Origin of the sequence: Amycolatopsis melonis, assembly GCF_040064235.1 — a bacterium.
Taxonomy (GTDB): domain Bacteria; phylum Actinomycetota; class Actinomycetes; order Mycobacteriales; family Pseudonocardiaceae; genus Amycolatopsis; species Amycolatopsis melonis.
The window spans coordinates 138,133-162,268 of record NZ_JBDZYD010000013.1 but is presented as its reverse complement, the minus strand read 5'-3'; the positions used below and the strand labels follow the sequence as shown (position 1 = coordinate 162,268).

At 71.9% G+C, this 24,136-nt stretch carries 25 protein-coding genes and 1 pseudogene; 16 read left to right on the top strand and 10 right to left on the bottom strand.

Going from position 1 to position 24,136, the window contains the following annotated elements:
* Positions 1–43: 43 nt before the first annotated feature.
* A complete protein-coding gene (locus tag ABJI51_RS32100; RefSeq protein ID WP_431605681.1) occupies positions 44–943 on the bottom strand; it encodes a hypothetical protein in 900 nt (299 codons plus the stop codon).
* A 221-nt stretch (positions 944–1,164) separates the two neighbouring features.
* Here ABJI51_RS32100 and ABJI51_RS32095 point away from each other — a divergent pair, with 221 nt between their 5' ends.
* Together ABJI51_RS32095 and ABJI51_RS32090 are read left to right on the top strand one after the other, a co-directional pair.
* The gene (locus ABJI51_RS32095; protein WP_348954801.1) at positions 1,165–1,362 is read left to right on the top strand and encodes a PspC domain-containing protein; all 198 of its coding nucleotides are present in this window, start codon (positions 1,165–1,167) and stop codon (positions 1,360–1,362) included.
* 17 nt (positions 1,363–1,379) lie between these two features.
* Positions 1,380–3,158, top strand: a complete 1,779-nt coding sequence (locus tag ABJI51_RS32090; protein ID WP_348954800.1) for a HEAT repeat domain-containing protein — start codon at positions 1,380–1,382, stop codon at positions 3,156–3,158.
* 4 nt (positions 3,159–3,162) lie between these two features.
* On the opposite strand, the gene ABJI51_RS32085 is transcribed toward ABJI51_RS32090, so the two are convergent.
* Positions 3,163–3,828, bottom strand: coding sequence for a TetR/AcrR family transcriptional regulator (locus ABJI51_RS32085; RefSeq protein WP_348954799.1), 666 nt, complete (start codon positions 3,826–3,828; stop codon positions 3,163–3,165).
* Between the two features lie 119 nt (positions 3,829–3,947).
* Here ABJI51_RS32085 and ABJI51_RS32080 point away from each other — a divergent pair, with 119 nt between their 5' ends.
* Entirely contained in the window at positions 3,948–5,447 is a 1,500-nt protein-coding gene (locus ABJI51_RS32080; RefSeq protein ID WP_348954798.1) for an MFS transporter, read from the top strand.
* A 31-nt stretch (positions 5,448–5,478) separates the two neighbouring features.
* Here ABJI51_RS32080 and ABJI51_RS32075 read toward each other — a convergent pair whose 3' ends face one another.
* Genes ABJI51_RS32075 through ABJI51_RS32065 form a run of 3 tightly spaced genes read right to left on the bottom strand, consistent with a single transcriptional unit; the run spans position 5,479 to position 8,092 of the window.
* Positions 5,479–6,135, bottom strand: a complete 657-nt coding sequence (locus ABJI51_RS32075) for a response regulator (protein ID WP_348954797.1) — start codon at positions 6,133–6,135, stop codon at positions 5,479–5,481.
* Positions 6,132–7,262: a sensor histidine kinase gene (locus ABJI51_RS32070; RefSeq protein WP_348954796.1), complete on the bottom strand. Its 1,131-nt coding sequence runs from the start codon at positions 7,260–7,262 to the stop codon at positions 6,132–6,134. The genes ABJI51_RS32075 and ABJI51_RS32070 overlap by 4 nt, the downstream gene beginning before the upstream one ends.
* A complete protein-coding gene (locus ABJI51_RS32065; RefSeq protein WP_348954795.1) occupies positions 7,259–8,092 on the bottom strand; it encodes a CPBP family intramembrane glutamic endopeptidase in 834 nt (277 codons plus the stop codon). The genes ABJI51_RS32070 and ABJI51_RS32065 overlap by 4 nt, the downstream gene beginning before the upstream one ends.
* A gap of 188 nt (positions 8,093–8,280) precedes the next feature.
* Here ABJI51_RS32065 and ABJI51_RS32060 point away from each other — a divergent pair, with 188 nt between their 5' ends.
* Both ABJI51_RS32060 and ABJI51_RS32055 read left to right on the top strand, forming a co-directional pair.
* Entirely contained in the window at positions 8,281–8,766 is a 486-nt protein-coding gene (locus ABJI51_RS32060) for a SigE family RNA polymerase sigma factor (protein ID WP_348954794.1), read from the top strand.
* Positions 8,766–9,500, top strand: coding sequence for a hypothetical protein (locus tag ABJI51_RS32055; RefSeq protein WP_348954793.1), 735 nt, complete (start codon positions 8,766–8,768; stop codon positions 9,498–9,500). Before ABJI51_RS32060 ends, ABJI51_RS32055 begins: the two co-directional genes overlap by 1 nt.
* Before the next feature lie 24 nt (positions 9,501–9,524).
* On the opposite strand, the gene ABJI51_RS32050 is transcribed toward ABJI51_RS32055, so the two are convergent.
* Positions 9,525–10,577: a zinc-binding dehydrogenase gene (locus tag ABJI51_RS32050; RefSeq protein WP_348954792.1), complete on the bottom strand. Its 1,053-nt coding sequence runs from the start codon at positions 10,575–10,577 to the stop codon at positions 9,525–9,527.
* Between the two features lie 68 nt (positions 10,578–10,645).
* On the opposite strand from ABJI51_RS32050, the gene ABJI51_RS32045 reads away from it, so the two are divergent.
* A complete protein-coding gene (locus tag ABJI51_RS32045) occupies positions 10,646–11,407 on the top strand; it encodes a helix-turn-helix transcriptional regulator (protein ID WP_348954791.1) in 762 nt (253 codons plus the stop codon).
* Here ABJI51_RS32045 and ABJI51_RS32040 read toward each other — a convergent pair.
* From ABJI51_RS32040 to corA, 3 genes are all read right to left on the bottom strand, one after another.
* The gene (locus ABJI51_RS32040; RefSeq protein ID WP_348954790.1) at positions 11,404–12,243 is read right to left on the bottom strand and encodes a chromosome partitioning protein ParB; all 840 of its coding nucleotides are present in this window, start codon (positions 12,241–12,243) and stop codon (positions 11,404–11,406) included. The two genes, ABJI51_RS32045 and ABJI51_RS32040, sit on opposite strands and share 4 nt — an antisense overlap.
* Positions 12,243–12,890: a metallophosphoesterase family protein gene (locus ABJI51_RS32035; RefSeq protein WP_348954789.1), complete on the bottom strand. Its 648-nt coding sequence runs from the start codon at positions 12,888–12,890 to the stop codon at positions 12,243–12,245. Before ABJI51_RS32035 ends, ABJI51_RS32040 begins: the two co-directional genes overlap by 1 nt.
* Positions 12,891–13,068: 178 nt before the next feature.
* Positions 13,069–14,151, bottom strand: coding sequence for a magnesium/cobalt transporter CorA (gene corA, locus ABJI51_RS32030; protein ID WP_348954788.1), 1,083 nt, complete (start codon positions 14,149–14,151; stop codon positions 13,069–13,071).
* Between the two features lie 320 nt (positions 14,152–14,471).
* On the opposite strand from corA, the gene ABJI51_RS32025 reads away from it, so the two are divergent.
* From ABJI51_RS32025 to ABJI51_RS32015, 3 genes and pseudogenes are all read left to right on the top strand, one after another.
* Positions 14,472–14,975, top strand: coding sequence for a MaoC family dehydratase (locus ABJI51_RS32025; protein ID WP_285455763.1), 504 nt, complete (start codon positions 14,472–14,474; stop codon positions 14,973–14,975).
* A 7-nt stretch (positions 14,976–14,982) separates the two neighbouring features.
* Entirely contained in the window at positions 14,983–16,080 is a 1,098-nt protein-coding gene (locus ABJI51_RS32020) for a DUF2332 domain-containing protein (RefSeq protein WP_348954787.1), read from the top strand.
* 155 nt (positions 16,081–16,235) lie between these two features.
* Positions 16,236–17,028 (top strand): annotated as a pseudogene (locus ABJI51_RS32015) (IS110 family RNA-guided transposase); the annotation flags it as partial.
* Between the two features lie 52 nt (positions 17,029–17,080).
* Here ABJI51_RS32015 and ABJI51_RS32010 read toward each other — a convergent pair.
* Entirely contained in the window at positions 17,081–17,494 is a 414-nt protein-coding gene (locus ABJI51_RS32010) for an NUDIX hydrolase (RefSeq protein ID WP_348954786.1), read from the bottom strand.
* Between the two features lie 184 nt (positions 17,495–17,678).
* Between ABJI51_RS32010 and ABJI51_RS32005 the strand changes: the two genes are divergently transcribed.
* The 7 genes from ABJI51_RS32005 to ABJI51_RS31975 all read left to right on the top strand — a co-directional run bounded on the left by ABJI51_RS32005 (position 17,679) and on the right by ABJI51_RS31975 (position 24,105).
* Entirely contained in the window at positions 17,679–17,843 is a 165-nt protein-coding gene (locus tag ABJI51_RS32005; protein ID WP_348954785.1) for a hypothetical protein, read from the top strand.
* 22 nt (positions 17,844–17,865) lie between these two features.
* Positions 17,866–18,426 carry a PH domain-containing protein gene (locus ABJI51_RS32000; protein ID WP_348954784.1) on the top strand — a complete coding sequence of 187 codons (561 nt, stop codon included), beginning with the start codon at positions 17,866–17,868 and terminating at the stop codon, positions 18,424–18,426.
* A 44-nt stretch (positions 18,427–18,470) separates the two neighbouring features.
* Complete coding sequence (locus ABJI51_RS31995) at positions 18,471–19,334, top strand: PHP domain-containing protein (RefSeq protein WP_431605680.1); 864 nt, start codon at positions 18,471–18,473, stop codon at positions 19,332–19,334.
* 1 nt (position 19,335) lies between these two features.
* On the top strand, positions 19,336–19,965 hold the full coding sequence (locus ABJI51_RS31990; RefSeq protein WP_348954782.1) for a MarC family protein: 630 nt from the start codon (positions 19,336–19,338) through the stop codon (positions 19,963–19,965).
* A 123-nt stretch (positions 19,966–20,088) separates the two neighbouring features.
* On the top strand, positions 20,089–22,551 hold the full coding sequence (locus tag ABJI51_RS31985) for an alpha-L-rhamnosidase-related protein (RefSeq protein ID WP_348954781.1): 2,463 nt from the start codon (positions 20,089–20,091) through the stop codon (positions 22,549–22,551).
* 61 nt (positions 22,552–22,612) lie between these two features.
* On the top strand, positions 22,613–23,464 hold the full coding sequence (locus ABJI51_RS31980; RefSeq protein WP_348955010.1) for a RecB family exonuclease: 852 nt from the start codon (positions 22,613–22,615) through the stop codon (positions 23,462–23,464).
* Between the two features lie 11 nt (positions 23,465–23,475).
* The gene (locus ABJI51_RS31975; RefSeq protein ID WP_348954780.1) at positions 23,476–24,105 is read left to right on the top strand and encodes a hypothetical protein; all 630 of its coding nucleotides are present in this window, start codon (positions 23,476–23,478) and stop codon (positions 24,103–24,105) included.
* Positions 24,106–24,136 lie beyond the last annotated feature (31 nt).

Below are 24,136 nucleotides of genomic sequence, written 5' to 3'. Positions count from 1 at the left end.
CGCGGTTCGTGAAGGCCACCTTGGGAAGTTCCCAGGGTGGCCTTCACGGCTTTCCGGGGGCCGGGAGCCGGGGGAAGAGCACGCTCGCGGCGCCGCGGGCGACGGCGCACGTGGCGTCGTTCGCCGTGCCCGCCGTCTCGACGACGCTGATTTCGGCCAGTTCGCGGCGGCCCGGCGTCTGCTGGGTGGTGTCGACCAGGCAGAAGGCGCCCGCCGTGCGGACCCGTGCCTCGCGGCCGCCGAGCGGTTCGGCCGGGCCGGTCGGTTCGGCGGTTTCGACGGTCAGCTTGAGACTGATCTTGCCGCGGATGCAGCTGTGCCCGGACAGCCCGGTCGCCGGGCGGCTGCCGGGGCCGGCGGCGGCGTCGAGGCCGTGGTCCTCGAGCAGCACGCAGGGCGCGACCAGGCCCCAGGAGCGATCCGGGAAGGTGAGCCTGCGGACCTTGCCGGTGGTGATCGCGGTGAGCGCCGAGCCGACGGCGGCGTCCGCGACGCCGCAGCGGGCGGCCTGGTCGTCCCCGGTGTCGGTGACCGAGAGGTCCAGCCGGTTGCCGTCGGCGAAGGTGATCGCGCGGGTGCAGGCGCTGTGGTCGTTGAACATCGACTGCTGGACGGCCACGCCGTCGGGCACCGGCCCGGGATAGGCGTAGGGCTTGATGTTCGGGTCGGAGTCGAAGGCCAGCGGCCCGACGAGGATCGTCCGCGGCCCGGCGGCGGCCCGGCAGTCTTCGAACGTCGCCACGGCGACGGCGCCGGGCGCCACCTCGGGCACGTTCAGCAGGCTGCAGTAGTCGACGGTCCCGAAGTCGCCGAGCGCGGCGGAGGAGGTCAGCGGCGTGGGCCCGTCCCCCGGCGGCCCGGCCGCGGGCGGTGCTGCGGCACACCCGGCGGAGAGCAGGGCACAGAGCATCGCGACGGCCAAGCGTTTCGGACGCGGGTACACGGGGTGCAAGTATCACCACATCGCGCCGGAAAACCAGCCCTGACGGGGACATCTCTCAGTTTTTCCGTGCTGCCGCACGGAACGGCGCAGGTCCCGCGGTTCCCGAAGCATTTTCGGTTTTGCCGTCCCCTAAGGGAGCGATCCATCCCGCGAGCGATGCGGAAGCGGGTACTCCGGTGGTGAAGTGGAGATATCGGAACTTCGAGGAAAGGCAACCGACGATGAGCGCACCGGTCACCCGCAGGTCCCTGTTCCGCCCCCGCCACGGCCGCATGATCGGCGGAGTGTGCGCGGGCCTTGCCCAGCGCTACGGCCTCAAGCCCGGCACGGTCCGGCTGCTGGCCGTGCTGTCCTGCCTGCTGCCGGGGCCGCAGTTCGTGGCATACCTGATCATGTGGGCGGTCATCCCGTCCGAGTAGACCGCTACGCTGCGCGGATGCGGTGGGGGGACTGGCGCTTCGCGTTGCGTGAGCTGGCCGGCGGGGATCCGGACGAAGGCTACGAGATCCTGGCCGGCGCACTCGTGCCGCCGCCGGGCGAGTGGAACCCCGCGGCCTCCGACGCCGCGCCCGAACTGCTGCGGCACGCCGAGGACCGGACGGCCACCGGACGATCCAGCGTGCTGGACGTCGTCGACCGCGTGGCCCACGCCGCCCGCGAGGCGGCCGATCGGTCCTGGCCGCCGGCGTGGGCGGCCGCGGTCCCGCGCCTGACCGCCCTGCTCGGCGATCCGGACGACGCGGTCCGGCAGGCCGCCGCCCTGGCGCTGGGTGCCGGTCCGGATCCCGGGGGCGCCGTGCTCCGCACGCTGCTCGGTCACTTCGCCACGGAACGGTCCGAGGCCGTCCGCGCCGGGCTTGTGGTGGCCGTCGCCGAACTGGGCGGCGAAAGCGTCGTGCCGTGGCTGGCCGAGCGTGCCGCGGACACCGCGCTCGCCGTCGCGGTCCTGGCTTCACTCGCCCGGATCACCGGCGAGATCCCGGTGACGCGGTTCGCCGACGCGTTCTGTGAAGACCTGTCCGCTTACGACGGGATGCGCGGGTGGCACCTGCCCCACCACGTCCTGGAATGGGCGGTGGAAGGCCTGGCGCCGCCGGTGCAGGCCGAAATCCTGCTGGAGGTGGCGGCCCGGCCACTGCGGCAGGCCGCGGCGCGCGAGGTCGCCGTCACGCTCGTCGCCGAGCGGCCGTCGACGACCGAAGCCTTGCTTCCGGTGTTCGGCCGCTTGCTGGAGACACCCGAGTGCGGCCCGGCCGCCGCGGTGCTCGGGTGCCTGGCCCCGGAGTCGGCCGGGTACGCCGATCGCCTGGCGGCCCTGCTGGACGACGCTGCCGGTCAGGACCGCGACCTGGCGATGTGGGCTCTGCTGCGGCTGCGGGATCGCCGTGCCGTCGGCCCGCAGCTGGCCCGGCTGACCGGAGCCGGACCCGGGGACCTGAGCCTGCGTGACCTGTTCGGCCACGCCCCGGAGTTCGCCGACGAGGTCGTGCCGTGGGCCTGCGACCTTCTGCGGCACCCGGTGCGTCCCCGGACCGTGTCCCAGCTGGCCCGGCTGCTGGCCGCCTGGGGGCCGGTGGCTGCCCCGGCGGTCCCGCTCCTCGCCGGGCACCTCGGCTCGGAGGAGCCGTTCGTCGTGCAGAGCTGCGCCGGCTGCCTGGCGGCGATCGGCGTGGCCGGCGAGCCGGTGCTGTCCGCGCTCGCCGAGGCCGTTCACCGCACCCGGCTGCCGTGGGCAGCCCGCTGTGCCGCCGCGACCGCCTTCGCCGTCCTCGGCGGCGATCCGTCGTCCGCCGATGCTCTCCTGGCCGAAGGCCTCGTCCGCGGCGACGGGACGGTGGCCGGCCTGCTCGCGGTCCTCGGCCCGGCCGCGGCGCACCACGCTCCGGCTTTGCGGGCGTTCGAATGCCCCGGGCCTTCGGCGGAGGTGGCGGTCGCCCGGGCACTGGCGCGGCTTACCGGGGACACCGCGGAGGCCGTCCCGGTGCTGCTGCGCGTGCTCGCCGGAGCCGGGCCGGACCAGCCCGGTCCGGCGGCCGCCGAAGCCGCGCGGGCGCTGGCGGAACTCGGGCCGTTGCCCGCCGGCGCGGCACCGGTGCTGCGTGAGCTGCTGGCCAGGGACGAACGGCTGTCGTCGGTGATCGGCTGGAAGGGCATCCTCGAAGACCGGGAGCTACGCCGGAACGCCGCCCTGGCCCTGGAGAACTGCGTCGCCTGAGAAGTCAGGGCCGCCAGCAGGACATCGCTTCGTCGACTTCCTCCGCTTCGAGTGGCGGATGGGGCAGCTCGGTCGCCTTGCCCGGCTCGGCGCGCAGGCCGTCGAGGAGCATGGCCAGGCAGCGGCGCCACAGCTGGGGGTCCACCGCCTCCGTGAACTCGACCACCGAGCCGACCATCATGTGCAGTAGCGGGATGTCCGTGGGGGCGAAGTCGCCGCGCAGGCCGCCCGCGGCCTTGGCGCGCTCGACCAGGCGTGTGATCAACGGCACCATGCGGGCCTTCTCCTCGGCGACGTGCTCGTGGCCGAAGCGGTTGGACAGCATGATCTCGCGCAGGCCGCGGTCGGCGGAGTGCAGCTCGGCCGCCTGCCAGGTGAAGTCGACGAACGCCTGCCAGGCGTCATCGGCCTTCAGTGCCTCCTCGGCGAGTTTGCCGATTTCCTCCATCCGCTCGGCGAACATCGCCTCGACCAGGTGTTCCTTGCTGGGGAACCGGCGGTAGACCGTGCCGACGCCGAGGCCGGCGTGGTGGGCGATGTCGTCCAGCGTGGCCTCGAGCCCGCGCCGGCCGAACACCTCGCGGGCCGACGCGAGGATGCGACGGCGGTTGAGTTCAGCGTCACGCCGCAGCGGCCGCGCCGGTGCGGCGGGACCAGCGTCCCGTGCCATGACGCCCAGTCTAGCTCCTCAAGTAGAGGCACTATCTCCGCTTCTTGTGTACCTTGGGCGAAGTAAGGGGAGATACCTACTCCACATAGTGCTTCGATCACTTTCTGTGAGGACGCTCCATGACCGAGTCCACACTCGCCGTCGCGCCGCCGGGGGACATGCGCGCCGTCGAGAATCCCCACCACGCCAGACGCTGGCTGATCCTCGTGATGATCGGCATCGCGCAGCTGATGGTCGTGCTGGACGCGACCGTCGTGAACATCGCGCTGCCCTCGGCCCAGGTCGACCTGGGCTTTTCCAACGACGCCCGGCAGTGGGTCGTCACCGCGTACGCGCTCGCGTTCGGCAGCCTGCTGCTGCTCGGCGGGCGGTTGGCCGACCTCTTCGGCCGCAAGAACGCCTTCCTCGTCGGGCTCGCCGGCTTCGCCGCGGTGTCCGCGCTCGGCGGCGCGGCCGCCAACATCGAGATGCTGCTGGTCGCCCGTGCGGCACAGGGCGTGTTCGGCGCGCTGCTTGCGCCCGCCGCGCTTTCGCTGCTGACCACGACGTTCACCGACCCGAAGGAACGCGGCCGCGCGTTCGGCGTCTTCGGTGCCATCGGCGGTGGCGGCGCCGCGATCGGCCTGCTGCTCGGCGGGGTGCTGACCGAGTACCTCGACTGGCGCTGGTGCATGTTCGTCAACATCGTCTTCGCCGTGGTCGCGTTCGTGGGCGGGGCGATCCTGCTGCGCCGCCAGGAGGCCGAAGGCCCGCGGCCGAAGCTCGACCTGCCGGGCACGGTGACGGCGTCGGCCGGGCTGTTCGCGCTGGTCTACGGCTTCGCGAACGCCGAGTCGGACTCGTGGTCGGCGGTGTCGGTCTGGGGCTTCCTGGCCGCCGGCGTCGTGCTGCTGGGCGTGTTCACGTGGCTGCAGCAGCGCGTCGAGCACCCGCTGCTGCCGCTGCGCGTGCTGCTCGACCGCAACCGCGGCGGCTCGTACCTGGCGATGTTCCTGCTCGCCATCGGGATGTTCGCGATCTTCCTGTTCCTGACGTTCTACGTGCAGCAGAACCTGCACTTCACGCCGATCGAAAGCGGCGTCGGCTTCCTGCCGATGGTGGCGACGCTGATGTTGTCGGCGACGACGGCGACCAGCGTCCTGCTGCCGCGCTTCGGACCGCGGCCGCTGGTGCCGACGGGCATGGCGATCGCGGCGGCCGGGCTGTTCTGGCTGAGCGGAATCGGCCTCGACAGCACCTACACCTCGGGTGTGCTGGGCCCGCTCCTGGTGATGGGCTTCGGGATCGGCCTGGCGATGGCCCCGGCGATGAGCGTCGCGACGTTCGGCGTCGAGGCGCACGACGCGGGCGTGGCCTCGGCGGCGGTCAACACGATGCAGCAGGTCGGCGGTTCGATCGGCACGGCGCTGCTGTCGACGCTGGCGGGCAACGCGGCCACGGCGTACCTGGCGGGCAAGGTCCCGACCCCGCAGCTGGCGGCCGAGGCCTCGATCGAGAGCTACACGACGGCGTTCACCTGGGCGGGCGTGATCTTCGTGGCGGGCGCGGTGCTCAGCGGCCTGCTGCTGCGCCCGGGCGTCCCGAAGGGCGAAGCGGCGCCGGGCGCGGTGCACATGTAGTGCGTGAGCGGGCCTCCTGCCGGGGGCCCGCTCACGTCACCAGGCCGTGCCGGTAGGCGTAGACGACGGCCTGGACGCGGTCGCGCAGGTCCAGCTTGGTGAGGATGCGCGAGACGAACGTCTTGACGGTTTCCGGGCTGAGCACCAGGGTCGCGGCGATCTCGCTGTTGGACAGGCCCTCGGCGAGCAGGCGGAGGACCTCCAGCTCGCGGGCGGTCAGCCGCTGCTCGGCCGGGGGAGCGGCGGGCCGGATCCGGGCGGCGTGGCGGCCGACCAGCCGGAGCGTCACCTCGGGATCCAGCAGCGCGGCGCCCGCGGCGACGGTCCGGATGCCGTGCAGCAGCCGGTCCGGCGGCGCGTCCTTGAGCAGGAACCCGCTCGCTCCCGCGCGCAGCGCCTCGTAGACGTACTCGTCGAGGTTGAACGTGGTCAGCACGAGCACCTTGACCGGGTCGGGCACACCGGGCCCGGCCAGCAGCCGGGTGGCCTCGATGCCGTCGAGCACCGGCATGCGCACGTCCATGACGGCGACATCGGGACGCAGCCGCCGCGCGAGATCCACGGCGGTCCGCCCGTCCCCGCACTCACCGGCCACCTCGAAGTCCGGTTGCGCGTCGATGATGGTGACCAGGCCGGTGCGGACGAGCATCTGGTCGTCGCAGACGAGGACGCGGATGGGCGCGGTCATGCCGGAATCCTTGCGCGGACGACGAATCCCGTTCCGCCCTGCCGTCCGGCGGTGAACTCGCCGCCCAGGACTCGGACGCGGTCGCGGAGGCCGTCGAGGCCGCGGCCGCTGCCTTCGGGGACCGCGCTCGGCGAGCCGGTGCCGTCCGTGCCGACCAGCACCTCGATTTCCCGTGCCCCGTGGCGGATCCGGACCGTCGTGCGGCTGCCGTGGGCGTGCTTGAGGGCGTTCGTCAGCGCCTCCTGCACCACCCGGTAGGCCACCAGGTCGGCGCTGCCCGCCGACTCCGCCGGGGTGCCCTCCTCGGCGAACTCCACCGGCTGCCCGGCCTCGCGTGCCTGCTCCACCAGCGTGCGCAGCCCGCCCGGCGGCGGCGTCACCTCGGGGCCGTGGTCCGGGTTGAGCAGGTCGAGCAGGTGCCGCAGGTCGGCGATGGCCCGGCGGCCGGTGCCGGTGATCGCGGTCAGCGTCTCGTCGAGGCGGGTCGGCGCGGCGGTGAGGTACCGGGCCGCTTCGGCCTGCACGACCATGGCCGTCACGTGGTGGGTGACGACGTCGTGGAGTTCGCGGGCGATGCGGGTGCGTTCCGCCGCAACGGTTTCTTCGGCGACGCGGCGGCGGCGTTCGGCCTCCGCGCTGCGCGTCGCGCGCAGCCACGCCCCGATGCCCCACGCGAACACCAGCAGCAGGAAGAACGTCACGAACTCCGGCACCGGTTCCGTCCCGAGCCGGAAGAGGACGGCCGCCAGCACCCCATACGCCACGGAGAACAGCAGCGCGACGACCCGCCGGTGGTGCGCCAGGTGGGCTCCGGCGCTCATCAGCGCGACGGCCAGCGCGGCGCCGGAAACCGAGTGGTAGCCGCGGAGCTGGTCGACGGCGAAGCCGAGCGACACCAGCGTGAGGCAGACCGCGGGCCACCGCCGCCGCACCGCCAGCGGAAGGCATTCGAGACCGACGGCCACGAACGCCAGTGCGTCGAAGGGACGCGTGGGCAGCCCGCCGAGCTGCGTCCCGTGGCTCTGCAGGACCGGCAGGAACGCGGTGGCCAGGAACAGCAGCGCGAGCGGGAGGTCCCGGACCGCGACGTCGAACCGGCGCCACCGCGCCAGTGCCCGTTCGATCACCGGGAAAGTGTAGTGACGCTGTCGACCCGCGCGGCCCGCTTGCGGCGGGGCACCAGGGTGCCGCGCCGGCGCGCCAGCCACAGGAACGCGGCCGTCCCCAGGACACAGAACACCACGGAGTACAGGCTTCCCTCGGGACCGAAGTCGCCGCCGGTGAGCGCGGCCGGGCCCGACGTCACGGCGTCCAGCAGGCCCTGCGGCGTGCCGTTGCCCGACACCTCCGTGCCGAACACGCCGCCCGCGGCGAAGTTCCAGCCGAAGTGCAGGCCGATCGGCAGCCACAGCCGTCGCGTGGCGACGTACGCGGCGGTCAGCAGGCCACCGGCCTCGATCCCGACGGCGAGAGCGCCCCACAGGCTCGCGTGCGGGTTGAACAGATGCGCCAGCCCGAACAGCACCCCGGTCAGCACCAGGGCGATGCCCGTGCCCGTGCGTTCCTCGACGATCCGGAACAGGACGCCGCGGAACAGCAGTTCCTCGGTCACCGCGGCGGCGGCCATGAAGCCGAGCAGACCCGCCGCACCGGGAATCGAACCCCAGCCGCGGACCTCGTAGCCGCCGACGAAGGCGATGTTCAGGATGACCAGCCCGAACAGTGCGACCCCGAGCAGCGCGCCCCGGCCGAGCGCGAGCCCGGCGCCCGGCCCGCCCAGTTCCGTGACCGGCCGGTGCTCGGTCCGCCGCACCACCCACCGGTAGACGAGCACCGCGAGCACGGCGGTCACCGTGCCCAGCACCAAGGTCAGCCAGGGATTTCCCACCGCGCCGACGGCCTGGCCGCCGAGGAACGCGACCGCCGCGACGGCCAGCAGCTGCCAGACGAGCCTCATGAAGAACTCCTTCGCTTCCGATCCCGCGAGCCGGTGTGCCGCGGCTGCGACGAACGCTAGGGATCCGGCGGACGGCAATCGTCACCTCGCGGTGGACACCTGCGTGTAGCTCGCGCGGGGGACAACTCGCTTGAACCTTTCCGGCCCTCCGCGCACTAGTGACACTGAGAGCGGGGGAAGGAGGGCCGGTGGCGTCGAGAGACCTCGATTTCAGCGAGTACTTCGCCGCGCGGGTCCAGCGGTTCCGCCGGGTCGCGTTCGCGTTGTGCGGTGACTGGCACGCGGCCGAGGATCTGGTCCAGACCATGTTCGTCCAGCTGTACCGGCGCTGGCGGCGCGTCCGGCCGGACACCGTCGACGCGTACGCGCGCCGCATCCTGCTCAACCTCTTCCTCGCCGGGCAGCGGCGGTCCGGCCGGGAGTACGTGACGTCTTCGGTGCCGGAACCGGCGTCGCCTGCCGGCCGGGACACGCCGTTGCGGCTCGACGTCGAGCGCGCGCTCGCCGGGCTGACGCCGCGGCAGCGCGCGATGGTCATACTGCGGTTCCTCGAAGACCTCCCGGTGACCGAGGTGGCGGCGCTGCTCGGCGTCGCGGAAGGAACGGTCAAGTCCCAGACGGCCCGCGGCGTCGAGGCGCTGCGGGCCGCCCTGCCGGCCACGGAGGAGTCGTGATGGAAGACGTCCGGTCCGCGCTGACGGCGTACGTGACCGAAGCCGAGCCGCCGCTCGGCCTCACCGGCGACGCGGTCCTCGCGGCGGCCCGCCGGTCCCGGCGGCGGCACCTGCTCACCGGGGCGGTGGCCGCGGCCGTGGTGGTGCTCGCGCTGGGACTGGCGGTGGTGGTGCTGCCGCACCGCGACCCGGTGGCGAGCCGGCCGTGCCCCACGGCGTCGGACACGCGCGCGGCACTGACCGACCGGCTGAGCTGCGTCATCGGCAACGCGGTGCGTGCGCTGCTCGCCCCGGACGCGCGGATCACCCGGCTGACACCCCCGGGCGAGACGGACCCGTTCCGCCTGGTCGCCGACCCCGCCGGGGACGCGCCGCGGGACGCGTTGTTCCACATGGGAGTCCGGGTGACCGACGCGCGGGGGTCGGGATCGGTGTACGTCCTGCTCGTACCGAGCGGCAACGCGGGCGGCCCGCCGTGCGAAGAGGAGGGCGAGATCGTCTGCCGCATGGAGCGGACGCCCCGCGGCGTGCTGTGGCTGTCGACGCTGCAGTCCGGCGACGTGGTGACCCACCGCGTGTCGCTGGCGGCACCGGACGTGATGGTCCAGTTCTGGTCGAACAACAGCGGCGTCCTGGAGCGCGCCGGTGCCCGGTTGCCGAAGCAGCGCCCGGAGCCGCCGTTGACCCTGGACCAGGTGCGCCAGCTGGCCCTGACGCCGGGTCTGGGCTTCTAGCCCTCGCGTCCCGCCCGGGACCGGTCAGGGGACCAAGGCGACGAAGTCGAGGCCGGTCGTCCGTTCCGCCAGGTCGAGGGCGGCCGCCGGGTCGTCGAGGCCGACCTTCAGTGGCTCGGCCGCCGTCAGGTCCAGCACTCCCGAACGGACCAGGTGCCACACCGTGGTGACCGTCTCCGGGTCGCTCATCCAGGAGCCGCGCAGGGTGAGCCTGCGGTGCATCAGGTCGCCGTACGGGATCGGGAGGTCCTGGCGGACCCCGCCGACGAGCACCAGCGTGCCGCGCACCCGCAGGCTGTCGTAGGCCGCCAGGGTCGCGTCCGCCGTCGGGGTGGCGCCGAGCGTGTCGAGGGCCACGTCCACCGGGCCGATGCCCGCCGCGTCGGTGGCGCGGTCGCCGGTCAGCCGGTGGACGCGCACGCGCGGATCGAGCCCGGCCAGCCGGTCGAGTGCCTCGGGGTTGCGGCCCGCCGCCGTCACCGTCGCCGCGCCTGCCGCCAGCGCCGTCAGCACCGCCGCGCCGCCCAGCTGGCCCGTCGCCCCGATCACCGCGACGTCGCGGCCGGTCAGCGGTCCCGCCGCGCGCAGGCCCGCGGCGGCGATGCCGAGCCACGGCAGGAACGCCAGGCGGACCGGGTCCGGGTAGGTCTCCGCGCCGGGCAGCTTGACCAGGGTTTCCTTGGCACAGAGCGCTTTCTCCGCGAAGACGCCGTTGCGCCACACCGCCCGCATGCGCTCCGTGCGCTCGCTGCCGGCGCCGGAACCGCCCAGGCCGACCCAGCCGACCAGGACCTCGTCGCCGCCGCCCGCGTCGAGCAACGCCGTGTCCAGCACGATGTCGCCCGGGACGACGTGGAACACGTCGGGCGCGACGGCGGCCACGCGCCCGACGCAGGACGGCCCCAGCACCAGGGGAACCGGCAGGCCGCCGCGGTTTCCCCGCACCACCGCCTTCGTGTACGCGGGAACGTGCGCGGCCAGCACGTCCACGAGCACGCCACCGCCCTGGAGGGTGGGTGGCGGCACCTCCGAGAGGCGTACTTCGTCGGCGGGGGAAGCAACAGTCCAAGCTCGCATGACTCCAGCGTCGCGCGGAGTTAAGCTGGTATCCAGAATCGGCTTATTCTGGTACTGGAGGTTCCAGGGTGCACGGCGAGCTGGGCACGTTCCTGCGCAGCCGCCGCGAGCGGCTGTCTCCGGCCGACGCGGGCCTGCCGGTCACCGGCCGCCGCCGCACGCCGGGGCTGCGCCGCGAGGAGCTGGCCCTGCTGGCCGGCATCAGCGCCACCTGGCTCACCTACCTCGAACAGGGCCGCGACGTGCGTCCCTCCGGCCAGGTGCTCGACGCGCTCGCCGGGGCCCTGCGCCTGACCGGCGCCGAGAAGGAGCATCTGCACCGCCTCGCCGGCGGGGCGTCACCGTCCGAAGAGGACGTTCCCGAGGAGGTCGCGCCCGAGGTCGCGGAGGTTCCCGCGCTGCTGGGCGCCAATCCCGCGTACGTCACCGGCATCTGCTACGACGTCCTCGCCCACAACGCCGCCGCCGCGGAACTGTTCGGCGGCATCGGGCCGGGCCACAACGTCGTGCGCTGGACGTTCACCGAGCCCGCCGCCCGCGAAGTGCTCCTCGACTGGGAGCGGGAGGCCCGCACCATCCTGGCCCGGCTGCGCGCGATCGCCGGACGGCACCCCGGCCACCCGCGCGTGACGCGGCTCGTCGCCGAACTGACCGAGGCCAGCCCCGAGGTCCGGGAATGGTGGCCGCAGTACGACATCCAGTTCAGCCAGGCCGGGCACAAGCGCATCCGGCATCCCCGGCTGGGCGTGCTCACCGTGCCGCACACCGCGTTCCACGTCGCCGAGCGGCCCGAGCAGACGCTGGTCGTCTACCACCTGCCCGGCGCCTAGTGCCGCCGCGACCGCAGTTTCTCGATGACGTCGTCGTCCCAGCGGTGGGTCCGGATCAGCCGGTAGCGTTCGGCCGCGACCCACATGTACGCCTCGGCTTCGGTCCGGTCCCCGATCAGGTCCGCCTGCCGCAGCATGGCCACCACCGGCACGAACTCCTCGTCGAACCAGCGCTGCGCCACGCTCGCGCGGTCGCAGAACTTGCCCTCGTCCTGCATGAGCCGGAAGCCCCACGCTTCCACGTGCTCGCCCAGCTTCGCGTAGTCCCACGGGTCCGTCACGATCACCGACGCCCGCGCGTGGCCGGTCAGCGGGACGCGTTCCAGGAACAGCCGCCGGTAGTCCTTGACGATCAGGTCGCCGCGGTGGCGGATCCCGCCCGGGTCCAGTTTGGTCCGCACGACCGTCACCGAAGCCTCTATTGTGGACAGTCCCTGCGCGATCGCCACCGACACCCGGTGGTGGCCGTCGATGATGAAGTGCAGCTCGCCGACCCGGTACACCTCGATCGGCGGGATTTCCTCGCCCCGGCGCGCCGCCAGCGCCAGCCGCTCCCAGCGTTCGCGGACGCGGCCGGACGTCGGGCGGAAGCGGCGGTCGAAGTCGCGGCTGCGGTCGACCGTGCCGGCAATCGAGTCCAGCTTGATCACCCGCAGCCCGATCCGGTGCTCGCCGAGGTAGCCGAGTGCCTCCACCACCTCGTGGAACGGCAGCATGATGTTGACGTCGTCGGGTTCGCGGCGCAGCCAGGCCGACAGCCGCGAGAGCACCTGGCCCCGGCGCGCGCGGAGGAAGTCGTTCTCCGCGTCGGCGCGGGGGAAGCCCGTCTCCTTCATCAGAACTCCATGATCCGGTGGCCGACCACGTTGCGGACGCGGGTGTTCCCGACGACGCGGTCGGGCACCGGCTCGCCGTGGGGGTGGATGTGGCCGTGCAGCAGCCACTTCGGGCGCAGCGCCGCGATCGTGCGGTGCAGGCACGCGAACCCGCGGTGCGGCGGGTCCGCCCGGTCGCCGAGGTCCAGCGGCGGCGAGTGCGTCAGCAGGATGTCGACGTCACGGCCGTCGCGCCAGTGCCGCAGCCGCGCGCGCCGGACCAGCCCGCGGGCCCGCCGCGCCTGCTGGCGCTGCGTCCACTGGTTCGGCCCGTCGTTGTAGCGGATCGAGCCGCCGAGCCCGGCGAACCGCAGGCCGGCGACGTCGACGATCCGGCCGTCGGCGTTGATGCCGCCCGCCGGCCCCGGCCAGACGGTCGGGAAACCGTCCTTCATGGACAGCCCGCCATAGCGGGTGTACCCGCTCAGATCAGGGTCGTGGTTCCCGGGCACGAACACGCACGGCGCGTCGAGCGCGCTGGCCAGGAACGCGAGGTAGTCGTAGGGCAGGTCACCGGCGCCGATGACGAGGTCGACGGAGCAGGAGCGGACCGCGTCGGTCCACAACCGCTCGTCGACCTCGTCGGAGACGACCAGTGCTTTCGGCATGCGCCCAGGGTACGACCCGGGGGCGTCATTTCATGCCGTGCGCGAACCCGGGGTCGGCGACGATGACGGAAGTGATGACGACGATCCACAGCACGCTGAGCGCGAGCGCCCAGAACTTCAGGTTGGACAGCATCTTGGACATGACGGTTCTCCGAAGGAATCCGGTGGGGAAAGGGACCTAGAGCCAGCCGTTCTTCCGGAATATTCGGTACAGCAACAGGCAGATGCCGAGAATCAGGGTGATCACCAGCGGATACCCGAACTGCCAGTGCAGCTCGGGCATGTAGTCGAAGTTCATCCCGTAGATACCGGCGATCATCGTCGGCACCGTGATGATCGCCGCCCAGGACGTGATCTTGCGCATATCGGTGTTCTGCTGCAGCGAAATCTTCGCCACGGTCGCGTCGACCAGGGTGGACAGCAGTTCGTCGAACGCCGCCACCCGCTCCGACACGGTCGTGAGGTGGTCGGCGACGTCGCGGAAGTAGGAGCGGACCTCGTCCGGCACCAGCCGCGTGTAGCCCTCGGCCAGGCGCTGGATCGGCGTCGCCAGCGGCATCACCGCGCGGCGCAGCTCCAGCACCTCCCGCTTCATCAGGTAGATCTGCTCGGCGCTGACCTGCGAGCGGGGCGCGAAGACCTGCGCCTCCATCTCGTCGATGTCGGTCTCGATCCGGCCGGTGACGTCGAGATAGTGGTCGACGACGTGGTCGGTGATCGCGTGCACCACCGCGGACGGGCCCAGCTGCAGGCGCTCGGGGTCCTCGTCCAGCTCGCGGCGCAGCCGCGCCAGCCCGGAGTGGTTCCCGTGCCGCACGGTGATGACGAAGTCGCGGCCGAGGAACACCATCAGCTCGCCGGTCTCGACGATCTCGTTCGCCGTGGTCGGCGACTCGTGCTCGACGTACCGGACGGTCTTGACGACCAGGAACAGCGTGTCGTCGTAGCGCTCCAGCTTGGGCCGCTGGTGCGCTTCGAGCGCGTCCTCGACCGCCAGCTCGTGCAGCCCGAACGTGTCCGCGACACCCTGGATCTGCTGGGCGTCCGGCTCGTGCAGGCCGATCCAGACGAACCCCTCGTGCCGCTTCCGGACCTCCTTGATGGCCTCGGCGTGGGTCCAGCGGCCGGGCAGGCGCTCACCGCCGACGTAGACCGCGCAGTCGACGACGTAGGCCGACAGCGGCACCGGAACCGGACGGACCGGGACGGTGCCCTTGTTGCCGCGGCCGCGAAGGCCGCCGAGCGAGGGAAGGGCAGGCATGGGATCTCCTGGGCGTCGTGCGTGGGTCGTGCGAGACGACTGACCAGGGGCGGGGAAAAGCGTCCGCCCGGCGACACACCAGCGTTCCCGGGAAGAGCGGGCCTACCGGAATTCGGTCCGGACGGCCGGTGAGGTGGGAACGCTGGGACTACTAGGGAGCGGACTATCGCCACTACTCATCGAGTTCCTCACCTCCTTCGGGCCGGGTGCAGAGTGGTGGGGCTCGCGTTGACGCGCGAACACCGATGGTTGAGGGTACTCCTCACTACGGATGCGTGTCGTACCAGCCTCACGCGGTGTTACGCGACAGGAGATGACGAGTGCAGTTCGGTCGGTACTACGAGGAGTTCGAGGTCGGTGCGGTCTACAAGCACTGGCCGGGCAAAACGGTCACCGAATACGACGACCACCTGTTCTGCCTGATCACGATGAACCACCACCCGCTGCACCTGGACGCGCACTACGCCGGCGAGACGACCGACTTCGGCAAGAACGTCGTCGTCGGCAACTACGTCTACTCGCTCCTGCTGGGCATGTCGGTGCCGGACGTCTCGGGCAAGGCCATCGCGAACCTCGAGGTCGAGTCGCTCAAGCACGTCAAGCCGACCTTCCACGGCGACACCATCTACGGCGAGACCGAGGTGCTCGACAAGACGCCGTCGAAGTCGAAGGACGACCGCGGCGTGGTGTACGTCGAAACCCGCGGCTACAAGCAGGACGGCACGATCGTGTGCACCTTCCGGCGCAAGGTGATGGTGCCGAAGCGCTCGTACGGGGAGACTCGGGGCGGGGAGCAGCCGGGCCGGCCGGTGCCGCACGAATGAGGCTCTGATGGATCTGGACCGGATCAAGGGGATTCTCCGCACGTTCGCGGAGGTCGAGGCCCGCGGCGTCTCGCCGCTGTACGAGCACCTGGCGCTGCAGGCCGCGGAGGACGACGACGTCGCTGGCCTGCTGTCGGTGGCCCGCGACGGCGAGGTGCGGGCGACGCTGCTGATGGCGGCCGCGCACCGGCTGGTCCAGGCGGACCCGATCCACCCGCTGTCGCGCTACTACCCGTCGCTGGGCGGTTTCGACGGCGTCGACTCCGACACGTGGCCGCTGTTCCGGTCGTTCCTGCTGGAGCGGGCTTCGAAGGCGCGTGAGCTGATTTCGTCGCGGTACACGCAGACGAACGAGGTCCGCCGGGCGGCGCTGCTGTACCCGGGTGTCGCGCGGGCGGCGCGCGAGGCGGGCGGGAAGGTCTCGCTGCTGGAGGTCGGCTGCAGCGCGGGGCTGCTGCTCGGCCTCGACCGGTTCGGCTACCGCTACCAGTGCGACGGCGGCGACCAGCTGACGGCAGGCCCGGCGAAGGCGGCGGTCGGCCTGCACTGCGCGCTCGACCTGGCCCCGGGAGCGGTGGCCCCGAAGCTGCCGAAGAAGCTGGCGCTGCTGGACCGGGCGGGCCTGGACCGCGCACCGGTGGACCTGTCGGACGAGGACGAGCTGGCCTGGCTGGAGGCGTGCGTCTGGGCCGACCAGCCGGACCGCATCAGGCTCCTGCGCACGGCGGCGGCCGAGCAGTCCCGCCACCGCCCCCGCCTGATCACTGGCGACGGAGTGGACGACCTCCCCGCGGCGGCGGCGTCGCTGGAGGGACCGCTGGTGGTGGTGACGAGCCACGCACTGGCGTACTTCGGTGCCTCGCGGCGTGCGGAGTTCGTGGACGCGCTGGCTTCGCTGGCGGAGTCCCGGCCGGTGTGGTGGGTCTCGGAGGAGTTCTACGGGGCCGGACTGGAGGCCGTGCTGCCCGGGCGGGCCGACCTGTCCGGCGCCGCCGACGGGCTGGCGGTGCTGGGCGTGGTCCGGTGGGAGGACGGGAAGCCGGAGGCCCACGCCCTGGCCCGGACCGCTCCGCACGGGCAGCGGATGACCTGGTTGCCGCTTTAGCCTTCGTCTTTCACCCTGGGCGCGGCGGCCGGAGTGGCGTCTTGAATGAGTCATTCAGGACATCCGAAGACCTGAATGAGTCATTCAAGACACCAGCGAGCCTTGTCCACAACCGAGGGCGGGCTGTGGACAACCCACCGGACTGTCCAGGTTTGTCGGAGGTGCTGGTCGGGTTCGACGACGACCTGGCCGGCGAAGCCACCCGGATCAGCAACCGCATCCGCCTGCTCACCGGCATCCACCGCGCGCTGGAACACGCGATCGCCCGCGGATCAGTGACCCGGCAGTGCTGGAAATCCTCTCGCGTTGCGGAGGCCCGGCCGGTATCGCCAAGGCCGGCCGCCGCAAACTCACTGCGATCGCCAAGGTCCACGCGCCTCGCATGGGCGAGCGGCTGGTCGAAGCGATCATGACCGCGCTGGCCGAGCAGACCGTCACCGTCCCAGGCACCGCCGCCGCGGACACCGTCCTGCCCAGGCTGGCCGACACCTTGAAAACTGTGCTGCAGCAGCGGAAACAAGTTGCTGAGCAGGTGGAGGGGATACTTGATGCGCACCCTCTTGCCGGGGTCCTGACCTCGATGCCCGGCATCGGAGTCAGGACCGCAGCCCGCATCCTGCTCGAAGTCGGCGACGCCTGCCACTTCGCCAGCTCCGGGCACCTGGCCGCCTACGCGGGCATCGCCCCGGTCACCCGCAGCTCCGGCACCCGCATCAAGGCGAGCACCCCGCACGGACCGGCAACCGCCAGCTCAAACGCGCCTTCTTCCTCGCCGCCTTCGCCTCGCTGTCCGACCCGACCAGCCGCGCCTACTACGACCGCAAACGCGCCGAGGGCAAGAAGCACAACGCCGCCCTCATCTGCCTGGCCCGCCGCCGCTGCGACGTCCTCTACGCGATGCTCCGCAACGGCACTCACTACCGCCAACCTGCCCCCGCCGCGGCTTGACAACCAGATAGGGACACCCCCGGGAAGGGTGGGGGCTGCTGACCGCCCACCCTCACCCCCACGGCAACACGCCCCAGTCACGCAAGGTGACATAAAGCAGGTCCACAACCTCCCCGGCGGCCTCCAGGGCGGCGAGGTCTGCCGCATCGGACCAACGCGCCGCCGAGGCGTCGTCACCCGGCGTGAGAACCCCTCCGGACACCGTGCAGGCGTAGTCGTGGATCTCGTACGGCCCTCGAGTCACCGTTCCCACGAGTGTGCCCGGAATCACGTCGAGCCCCGTTTCCTCCCGAAGCTCCCTGATCACGGCCGTTTCGTCGGATTCGCCCGGTTCGACTCGGCCACCCGGCAGCGACCATTGACCCGAACCGGGGTCATTTGCGCGCCGGATGAGCAGCAAACGGCCCTGGTCGTCGTGCACGATGCCGCCGACGCAGCGGACCGTGGCGTCCCGCAAGCCCTTCATGTCCCGAAGGGTAGACGTGACCGAACTGAAAACGGATGTCCTGTACACGGAGAGTAGCCGTGCGGTACACTTCGGACCGGCGTGCTGACCCGGGCGCGGGACTTACCTCCCGTGCGCTTGTCGAGTGCGGTACAAGTTAAAAGTCTGTTGTCCGGTGTCACCGTAAGAGACGGGATTGATCGCGGTGAACGTGAAGAAGATTGCGGGCCTCGCCGGTATCGCGTTGGTGCTGTTCTTCGTCATTGCGCAGCCGGGGCAGGCCGCGGGCCTCGTCGGCAACATCATCGACTTCCTCCGTGACTCGGCCGAATCGGTGATCACCTTCGTCAGCAACGTGTTCAAGGGCTGACCGCGGGGCTACCCTCGAACCCATGTTCGCGCCACGCGACCCCGACGAGTACCTCCTCGACACCGAGCGGCGGGTCATCCGGATCCGCCGCCACTGGGCGGTGCTGCTGTGGGACACCTTCGAGGCGGCCGCGCTCCTGGCCGTCTGCGTCCTGGTGTCCTACCTGCTGCCACCGGCGCTGTACATCGGCCAGAACATCCTCTGGTACGTCGCGCTGCTCGTCGTGCTGCGGTTCGCCTACATCGTGGTCGAGTGGTGGGTCGAACGGCTGGTCGTCACGGACAAGCGGTTCGTGATGACCACCGGGGTGTTCACCACCAAGGTGCTGATGATGCCCATCAGCAAGGTCACCGACCTCAGCTACGTCCGCACGGCCAACGGCCGCATGATGGGCTACGGCACGATGGTGGTCGAGTCCGCCGGTCAGATCCAGGCGCTGAACCGGATCGACTACATCCCGCGGCCCGAAGAGTTCTACGACACGATCTCGGAGCTGGTCTTCGGCGACAAGCAGAAGCAGGCCGAACGCTTCTCCATGATCAAGGCACAGCGGGCCGCACGCGGCAAGAAGCCGGTGGGCTGAGCCCGCGGCACGTGTGACCCAGCGCATCGTCGACAATGGACACGATGCGCATCGACCTGCACGCCCACTCCACCGCCTCCGACGGCACCGACACGCCGGCCGGGCTCGTCGCCGCGGCCGCGAAAGCCGGGCTCGACGTCGTGGCGATCACCGACCACGACACCACCGCCGGCTGGGCACCCGCCGCCGAGGCGGTGCCCCCTGGCCTGACGCTGGTGCCCGGCGCCGAGCTGTCCACGGTGTCGACCGACCCCGAGACGGGCAGGCAGATCAGCGTCCACCTGCTCGCCTACCTCTTCGACCCGACCTCCGAGGCCGTCGTCACCGAGCAGACGCGGCTGCGGCTCGAGCGCCGCACGCGGCTGCGCCGGATGGCCGAGCGGATGGCCGCCGACGGCCTCCCCATCGACATCGACGAGATCTTCGGCCTGCTGCCCGAGGACTCGCCGCCGGGACGTCCCCACCTGGCTCAGGCGCTGGTCCGGGCCGGGCTGGTCGCGTCCGTCGACGAGGCCTTCGCCGACTACCTCAGCCCCCGCCGCGGCTACTACGTCGCCCGGCGCGACACGCCGGTCGAGGAGGCCATCGACATGATCGCCGCGGCAGGCGGCGTCACGGTCATCGCGCACCCCTTCGCCTTCAGCCGCGGCGCCACCATCAGCGAGGACACCCTCGCCGGGCTGGCCGCGCGCGGGCTCACCGGCGTCGAGGCCGACCACCCCAACCACGACGCGCCGACGCGGGCCCGCACCCGCGAGCTGGCCGGCGAGCTCGGCCTGCTCGTCACCGGATCCAGCGACTACCACGGCACGAACAAGACGATCAAACTCGGCGAATGCACCACCGATCCCGGGCAGTTCGAGGAACTCGCCTCGCGCGCGACGGGGTACCAGGTCGTGAAGGGCTGACATGGCGTTCGCCGACGTCTTCGACGCGAAGCTCTTCATGAGCGCGACGATCACCCTGATCGTCATCATGGACCCGCCCGGCACCGTGCCGGTGTTCCTCAGCCTCGTCGGCCGCAAGCCGATGGCGACGCGGGCACGCGCCGCCCGGCAGGCCGTCCTGGTGTCGCTGCTGGTCATCAGCCTGTTCGCGGTGGCGGGCCAGGCGATCCTGGCCTACCTCGGCATCGGCATCCCCGCGCTGCAGGGCGCGGGCGGGCTGCTGCTCCTGCTGATCGCGCTGCAGCTGCTCACCAGCAACGGCCACGAGACCGAGGCGGCCGCGGAGGACGTCAACGTCGCGCTCGTCCCGCTCGGCACACCGCTGCTGGCCGGGCCCGGCGCGATCGCCGCGACGATCGTGTTCGTCCGGCAGGCCGACGGTCACGTCGGCGCGTACATCGCGCTCGCGCTGGCCATCGTCACCGTCCACTTCGTGATCTACCTCTGCATGCGCTACTCCGGCGTCGTCATCCGGCTGATCAAGGAAAGCGGCATCACGCTGCTGGCCAAGGTGGCCGGGCTGCTGCTCGCGGCGATCGCCGTCGAGCTCGTCGCGAACTCCGTGCGCGGGTTCATCTCCGGCGCGGGCTGACGCCGCCACCCGGGTTGTCCTGCCGGACAGGATCCGCCCGGCGCGTTGACATCGTTGGCAGCTCTCGCGCAGCCTGAACTTCAGCTCAGCGCTTGAAACGATTCAATGCCTGCGGAGGCCCCGATGAAGTGGCTCAGAGCTTTCCTGCCGGTGACGGTCCTGGTGGCGAGCGGGGTGGCCGCCGCGCCCGCCACCGCGGCACCGGGCTGGCAGCAGTACGTGGTGGCGCCGTCGAGCCGGGACGTCCGGCCGGTGCGCGTGCTGTCCGCCGACGGCGACGTCACCAACCCGGACGGCCTGCTCGGCCGCGGCGTCGCGGTGCTCAGGCGGCAGGCGCCGCCGCCGAAGCCCGCGTGGCCCGCGGGGACGACGGCGGCCGCGTCGTCGTTCCACGCGCCGAACAACGGCGGCAACGGCCAGCCACGGACCTACGACCCGGGCAACGCCGTTGACGGCAACCCCGAGACCTTCTGGAACGACGACACGATCGGCGCCTATCCGGACGTGCTGACCGTCACCTCCGCCACGCCGGTCGCGCTGCCCGGCGTCACCGTCCTGTCCAACGTGGACGGTGTGCCGCAGGACTTCACGGTCGAGGTGCTGGACGCGGGCGCGTGGCGCGTCGCCGCTTCGGTGAGCGGCAACACCGCCGTGCAGCGCGCGGTCGCCTTCGACCGGCCGGTGACCACCACGCAGGTCCGGATCACCGTCACGAAGGACCAGAACACGCCGTCGGGCGAGTTCAGCCGGGTTGCCGAGGTGTGGCCGGGCCTGGTGGCCGACCCGCCGGTGCCGTCGGTGGTCGTCGACTTCGGCAAGGTCGTCGCCGGCTACCCGAAGATCGCCTTCGCGGGCGCGTCGCCGAACCGGCCGGGCGTCCGGCTCGCGTTCTCGGAAACCCGCCAGTACCTGGGCGAACGCTCCGACTTCACGCGCTCGGACTTCGCCGGCGGGCCGGGCACCGACCAGTACGTCGTGCCGACGGCGCCGACGGTCTGGCGGGACACCAAGGGCTGCCTGAGCGGCAACCAGGTGTGCGCCGACGGCCTCCACGGCTTCCGCTACCTGCGGATCAGCCTCGACGCGCTGGCCTCGGACGCGCCCCTGGCCCAGCCGTCCGGCGAGGTGCGCATCAGCGGCGTCTCGCTCGACTTCACGCCGTTCCTCGGCACCCCGTCGACCTACCGCGGCTGGTTCGAGTCCTCCGACGAGCAGCTCAACCAGTACTGGTACGCGGCGTCCTACACCAACGAGCTGGGCATGGACACCTTCCGCGAGTCCGATGTGGACCCCCGCGGCGCGTTTTCGCCGTCCCTGGACGGAAAGCTCGTGCTGCACGACGGCGCGAAGCGCGACCGGGACCCGTACGTCGGCGACGTCGCGGTCTCCGGCCTGACCCAGTACCTGACCCACCAGGACGGCACGGCGGCGCGGAACGTGCTGGCCGACCTGGCCGACCACCAGCGCGCGGACGGCTGGATCCCGCCCGCGTCGATCAACGGCTACACGCTGCCGCTGTTCGACTATCCGCTCTGGTGGGTGACGTCGAGCTGGGACTACGTGCTCTACACGGGCGACACCGCGTACGCGGCTTCGTACTACTCGCACCTCGTGAAGACGCTCGACACGTGGTACCCGTCGGTCACCGATTCGCGCGGGTTGCTCGCGAAGGGGCTCAACGGCACAGGCGGCTACGGCGACTACGCGTTCCTTCCGCGTACGGGCGAAGTGACCTACTACAACGCGTTGTACGTCCGGGCGCTTCAGGCCGCAGCGGGCCTGGCGCGGGCGACGGGACACGCGCCCGACGCGGACCGGTGGCTTTCGCGTGCTTCGGGCGTCGCGGCGGCAGTGAACGCGTACCTGTGGGACCCGGCGGCGGGCGCGTACCTCGACTCCGCGACGGGCGCGGTGCGGCACGGCCAGGACGGCAACAGCCACGCCGTGCTGGCAGGCATCGCTTCGCCGGCGCAGGCGTCTTCGGCGCTGGCGCGGCTCGCGGCGGGCGCGTTGCCGTACGGGAACCCCTTCATGGACAACGACACTCTCGTCTCCGACGGGACGAAGCGCGTGTACGCGTTCACGTCGTTCCCGGAGCTGCAGGCGCGGTTCCGGACCGGGCAGGCGGCGTCGGCGATCGACCAGATCAAGCGGATGTACGGCTGGATGGCCACGCACGACCCGGGCATCACGGCATGGGAGGGCATCGGCGAAGGCGGCTCGCACTACGAGCAGGGCTACACGTCGGCGGCACACGGCTGGTCGACCGGCGTCGTGCCAGCGCTGACGAACGAGCTGCTGGGCGTTTCGCCGACGTCGCCCGGGTTCGCGACGTGGAAGGTCGCGCCCAACCCGGGTGGCGTGGCGTGGGCGCGCGGAGCGGTGCCGACGCCGAAGGGCGCGTTGTCGGCTTCGTGGTCGCAGCGTGGCTCGGTGTTCTCGTTGACTGTCACGGCTCCGCAGGGGACGTCCGGCTCCCTGGTCGTCCCGTCCGGCCGCCTGGTGCTGCTGGACGGGAGGGCAGTGCGCGCCGCCGGTCCGCTGACCGTGTCCGGCGGTACTCACACGGTCCTGGTGGTCGGGTAGGCGCGTCCCGCGGCGGAAAGTGTCGGTGGTGGTGCGTAGCGTGGGGATCGTGAAGGAGCAGATGGGCTTCGATTTCGGCGTGGCGCAACCGGTGCGGCTGACGAAGGTGTCCCCGGCGCGGCTGGCGACCTTCGACGACTGCCCGCGCCGGTACCGGCTCGCGTACCTGCAGCGGCCGACACCGCAGCGCACCGGGCCGTGGGCGCACAGCACGCTGGGCGCGGTGGTGCACAACGCGCTGCGGGCGTTGTTCGACCTGCCGGTGCTCAAGCGGGTGCCGCAGCGTGCCGTGGCGCTCGTGGCCGAGCACTGGAAGGACGCGGGCTTCGAGAGCGACGAGCAGGCGGCGCGGTACCGGGCGCGGGCGAAGGGCTGGGTGGCGGAGTACGTCGAGGACAACGACGTCACCCACGACCCGGTCGGGCTGGAGCGCTGGGTGTCGGCGCCGGTGAGCCCGACACCGGGGGAGCGGCCCTCGATGATCATCGAGGGCCGCGCGGACCGCATCGACGCCCGCGACGGCGAGCTGGTGATCGTGGACTACAAGACGGGAAGGCGGCCGCCGGACGAGTACGAGGCGAGGGCGTCGCAGGCACTGGCGTTGTACGCGGTGGCGGCGGCACGGACGTTGCGGATGCCGTGCACGACGGTCGAGCTGCACCATTTGCCGAGCGGCACGATCGCGGCGGCGGAGCACACCCCGGAGAGCCTGCAGCGCCATCTGCAGCGAGCGGAAGAGACCGCCGAAGACCTCCGCCTGGCCACGGATACCCTGGAGGCGGGCGGCGACGGCGACGTGCTGTTCCCGGCCCGCCCGGACCGCCGCTGCGCCTGGTGCGACTTCAGGCCCAGCTGCGCGGCGGGCCAGGAAGCAGCCCCGCAGGCGCAGCCATGGGACCTGCTCGCGCCCTGAGAGGGAGGAACGTGGCTTCACCGGACACCGACGAACTGGCAACGGTCCCTCTGCCCGCCGGCCCCGAAAACCCACCGGGTCGCGGCGTCGAGCCGGGCGCCGGATCAGGCGGGGAGGCCGCGGGCTGGGGGCGGGCCGACTCAGGCCGGGAGGCCGCGGGGCGGGCTGAGGGGGCCGAGCCAGGGCTGGAAGCCGCGGGCCGGGGACGGGCTAAGCGAGCCGACTTAGGTCCGGAGACCGAGCCCCTGGAACGGGCCGAGCCTGCCATCGAGCAAGCCGAGTCCGGTCCGGAGACCGTGCCGCAGGAGCGCGTCGAACCCGAGCGCATCTCGCCTGAGGCCGCCGAGGAGCCACCCCCACCGGCCAAGGATGGCGGGCGCTGGTGGCGTGGCTTCACCAGCTCGGTGGCTGCCGGGCTCGTGATCCTGGCTGTCGGGGTCCTCGCCGTGGGCGGGATCTGCCTGTACACCGGTGCGCCCGGCCCCGGTGCGACCTTGCTGATCGGTCACCCGATCGCCGCCGTCCTCGGGGTGGTGGCTCAGCGAGTTGCCGATCGGCGCAACGGGCTTCCCGCTGCCGGTGCCGGTGTTGCCGTGATGCTGTTCGCGATCTCGGCCCTGACCCTCTTCTGGCTCACCTGATCCCGGGTTCCGTCGCCAATCACGCGAGTCC

Coding starts and splice junctions, on each gene's coding strand:
- ABJI51_RS32065 (WP_348954795.1), bottom strand. CDS start 8,092: ATGAGGCTCGTCTGGCAGCTGCTGGCCGTCGCGGCGGTCGCGTTCCTC.
- ABJI51_RS32080 (WP_348954798.1), top strand. CDS start 3,948: ATGACCGAGTCCACACTCGCCGTCGCGCCGCCGGGGGACATGCGCGCC.
- corA (WP_348954788.1), bottom strand. CDS start 14,151: ATGCCTGCCCTTCCCTCGCTCGGCGGCCTTCGCGGCCGCGGCAACAAG.
- ABJI51_RS32040 (WP_348954790.1), bottom strand. CDS start 12,243: ATGAAGGAGACGGGCTTCCCCCGCGCCGACGCGGAGAACGACTTCCTC.
- ABJI51_RS31995 (WP_431605680.1), top strand. CDS start 18,471: ATGCGCATCGACCTGCACGCCCACTCCACCGCCTCCGACGGCACCGAC.
- ABJI51_RS32010 (WP_348954786.1), bottom strand. CDS start 17,494: ATGAAGGGCTTGCGGGACGCCACGGTCCGCTGCGTCGGCGGCATCGTG.
- ABJI51_RS32050 (WP_348954792.1), bottom strand. CDS start 10,577: ATGCGAGCTTGGACTGTTGCTTCCCCCGCCGACGAAGTACGCCTCTCG.
- ABJI51_RS31990 (WP_348954782.1), top strand. CDS start 19,336: ATGGCGTTCGCCGACGTCTTCGACGCGAAGCTCTTCATGAGCGCGACG.
- ABJI51_RS32095 (WP_348954801.1), top strand. CDS start 1,165: ATGAGCGCACCGGTCACCCGCAGGTCCCTGTTCCGCCCCCGCCACGGC.
- ABJI51_RS31980 (WP_348955010.1), top strand. CDS start 22,613: ATGGGCTTCGATTTCGGCGTGGCGCAACCGGTGCGGCTGACGAAGGTG.
- ABJI51_RS32055 (WP_348954793.1), top strand. CDS start 8,766: ATGGAAGACGTCCGGTCCGCGCTGACGGCGTACGTGACCGAAGCCGAG.
- ABJI51_RS32035 (WP_348954789.1), bottom strand. CDS start 12,890: ATGCCGAAAGCACTGGTCGTCTCCGACGAGGTCGACGAGCGGTTGTGG.
- ABJI51_RS32085 (WP_348954799.1), bottom strand. CDS start 3,828: ATGGCACGGGACGCTGGTCCCGCCGCACCGGCGCGGCCGCTGCGGCGT.
- ABJI51_RS32075 (WP_348954797.1), bottom strand. CDS start 6,135: ATGACCGCGCCCATCCGCGTCCTCGTCTGCGACGACCAGATGCTCGTC.
- ABJI51_RS32090 (WP_348954800.1), top strand. CDS start 1,380: ATGCGGTGGGGGGACTGGCGCTTCGCGTTGCGTGAGCTGGCCGGCGGG.
- ABJI51_RS31985 (WP_348954781.1), top strand. CDS start 20,089: ATGAAGTGGCTCAGAGCTTTCCTGCCGGTGACGGTCCTGGTGGCGAGC.
- ABJI51_RS32020 (WP_348954787.1), top strand. CDS start 14,983: ATGGATCTGGACCGGATCAAGGGGATTCTCCGCACGTTCGCGGAGGTC.
- ABJI51_RS32000 (WP_348954784.1), top strand. CDS start 17,866: ATGTTCGCGCCACGCGACCCCGACGAGTACCTCCTCGACACCGAGCGG.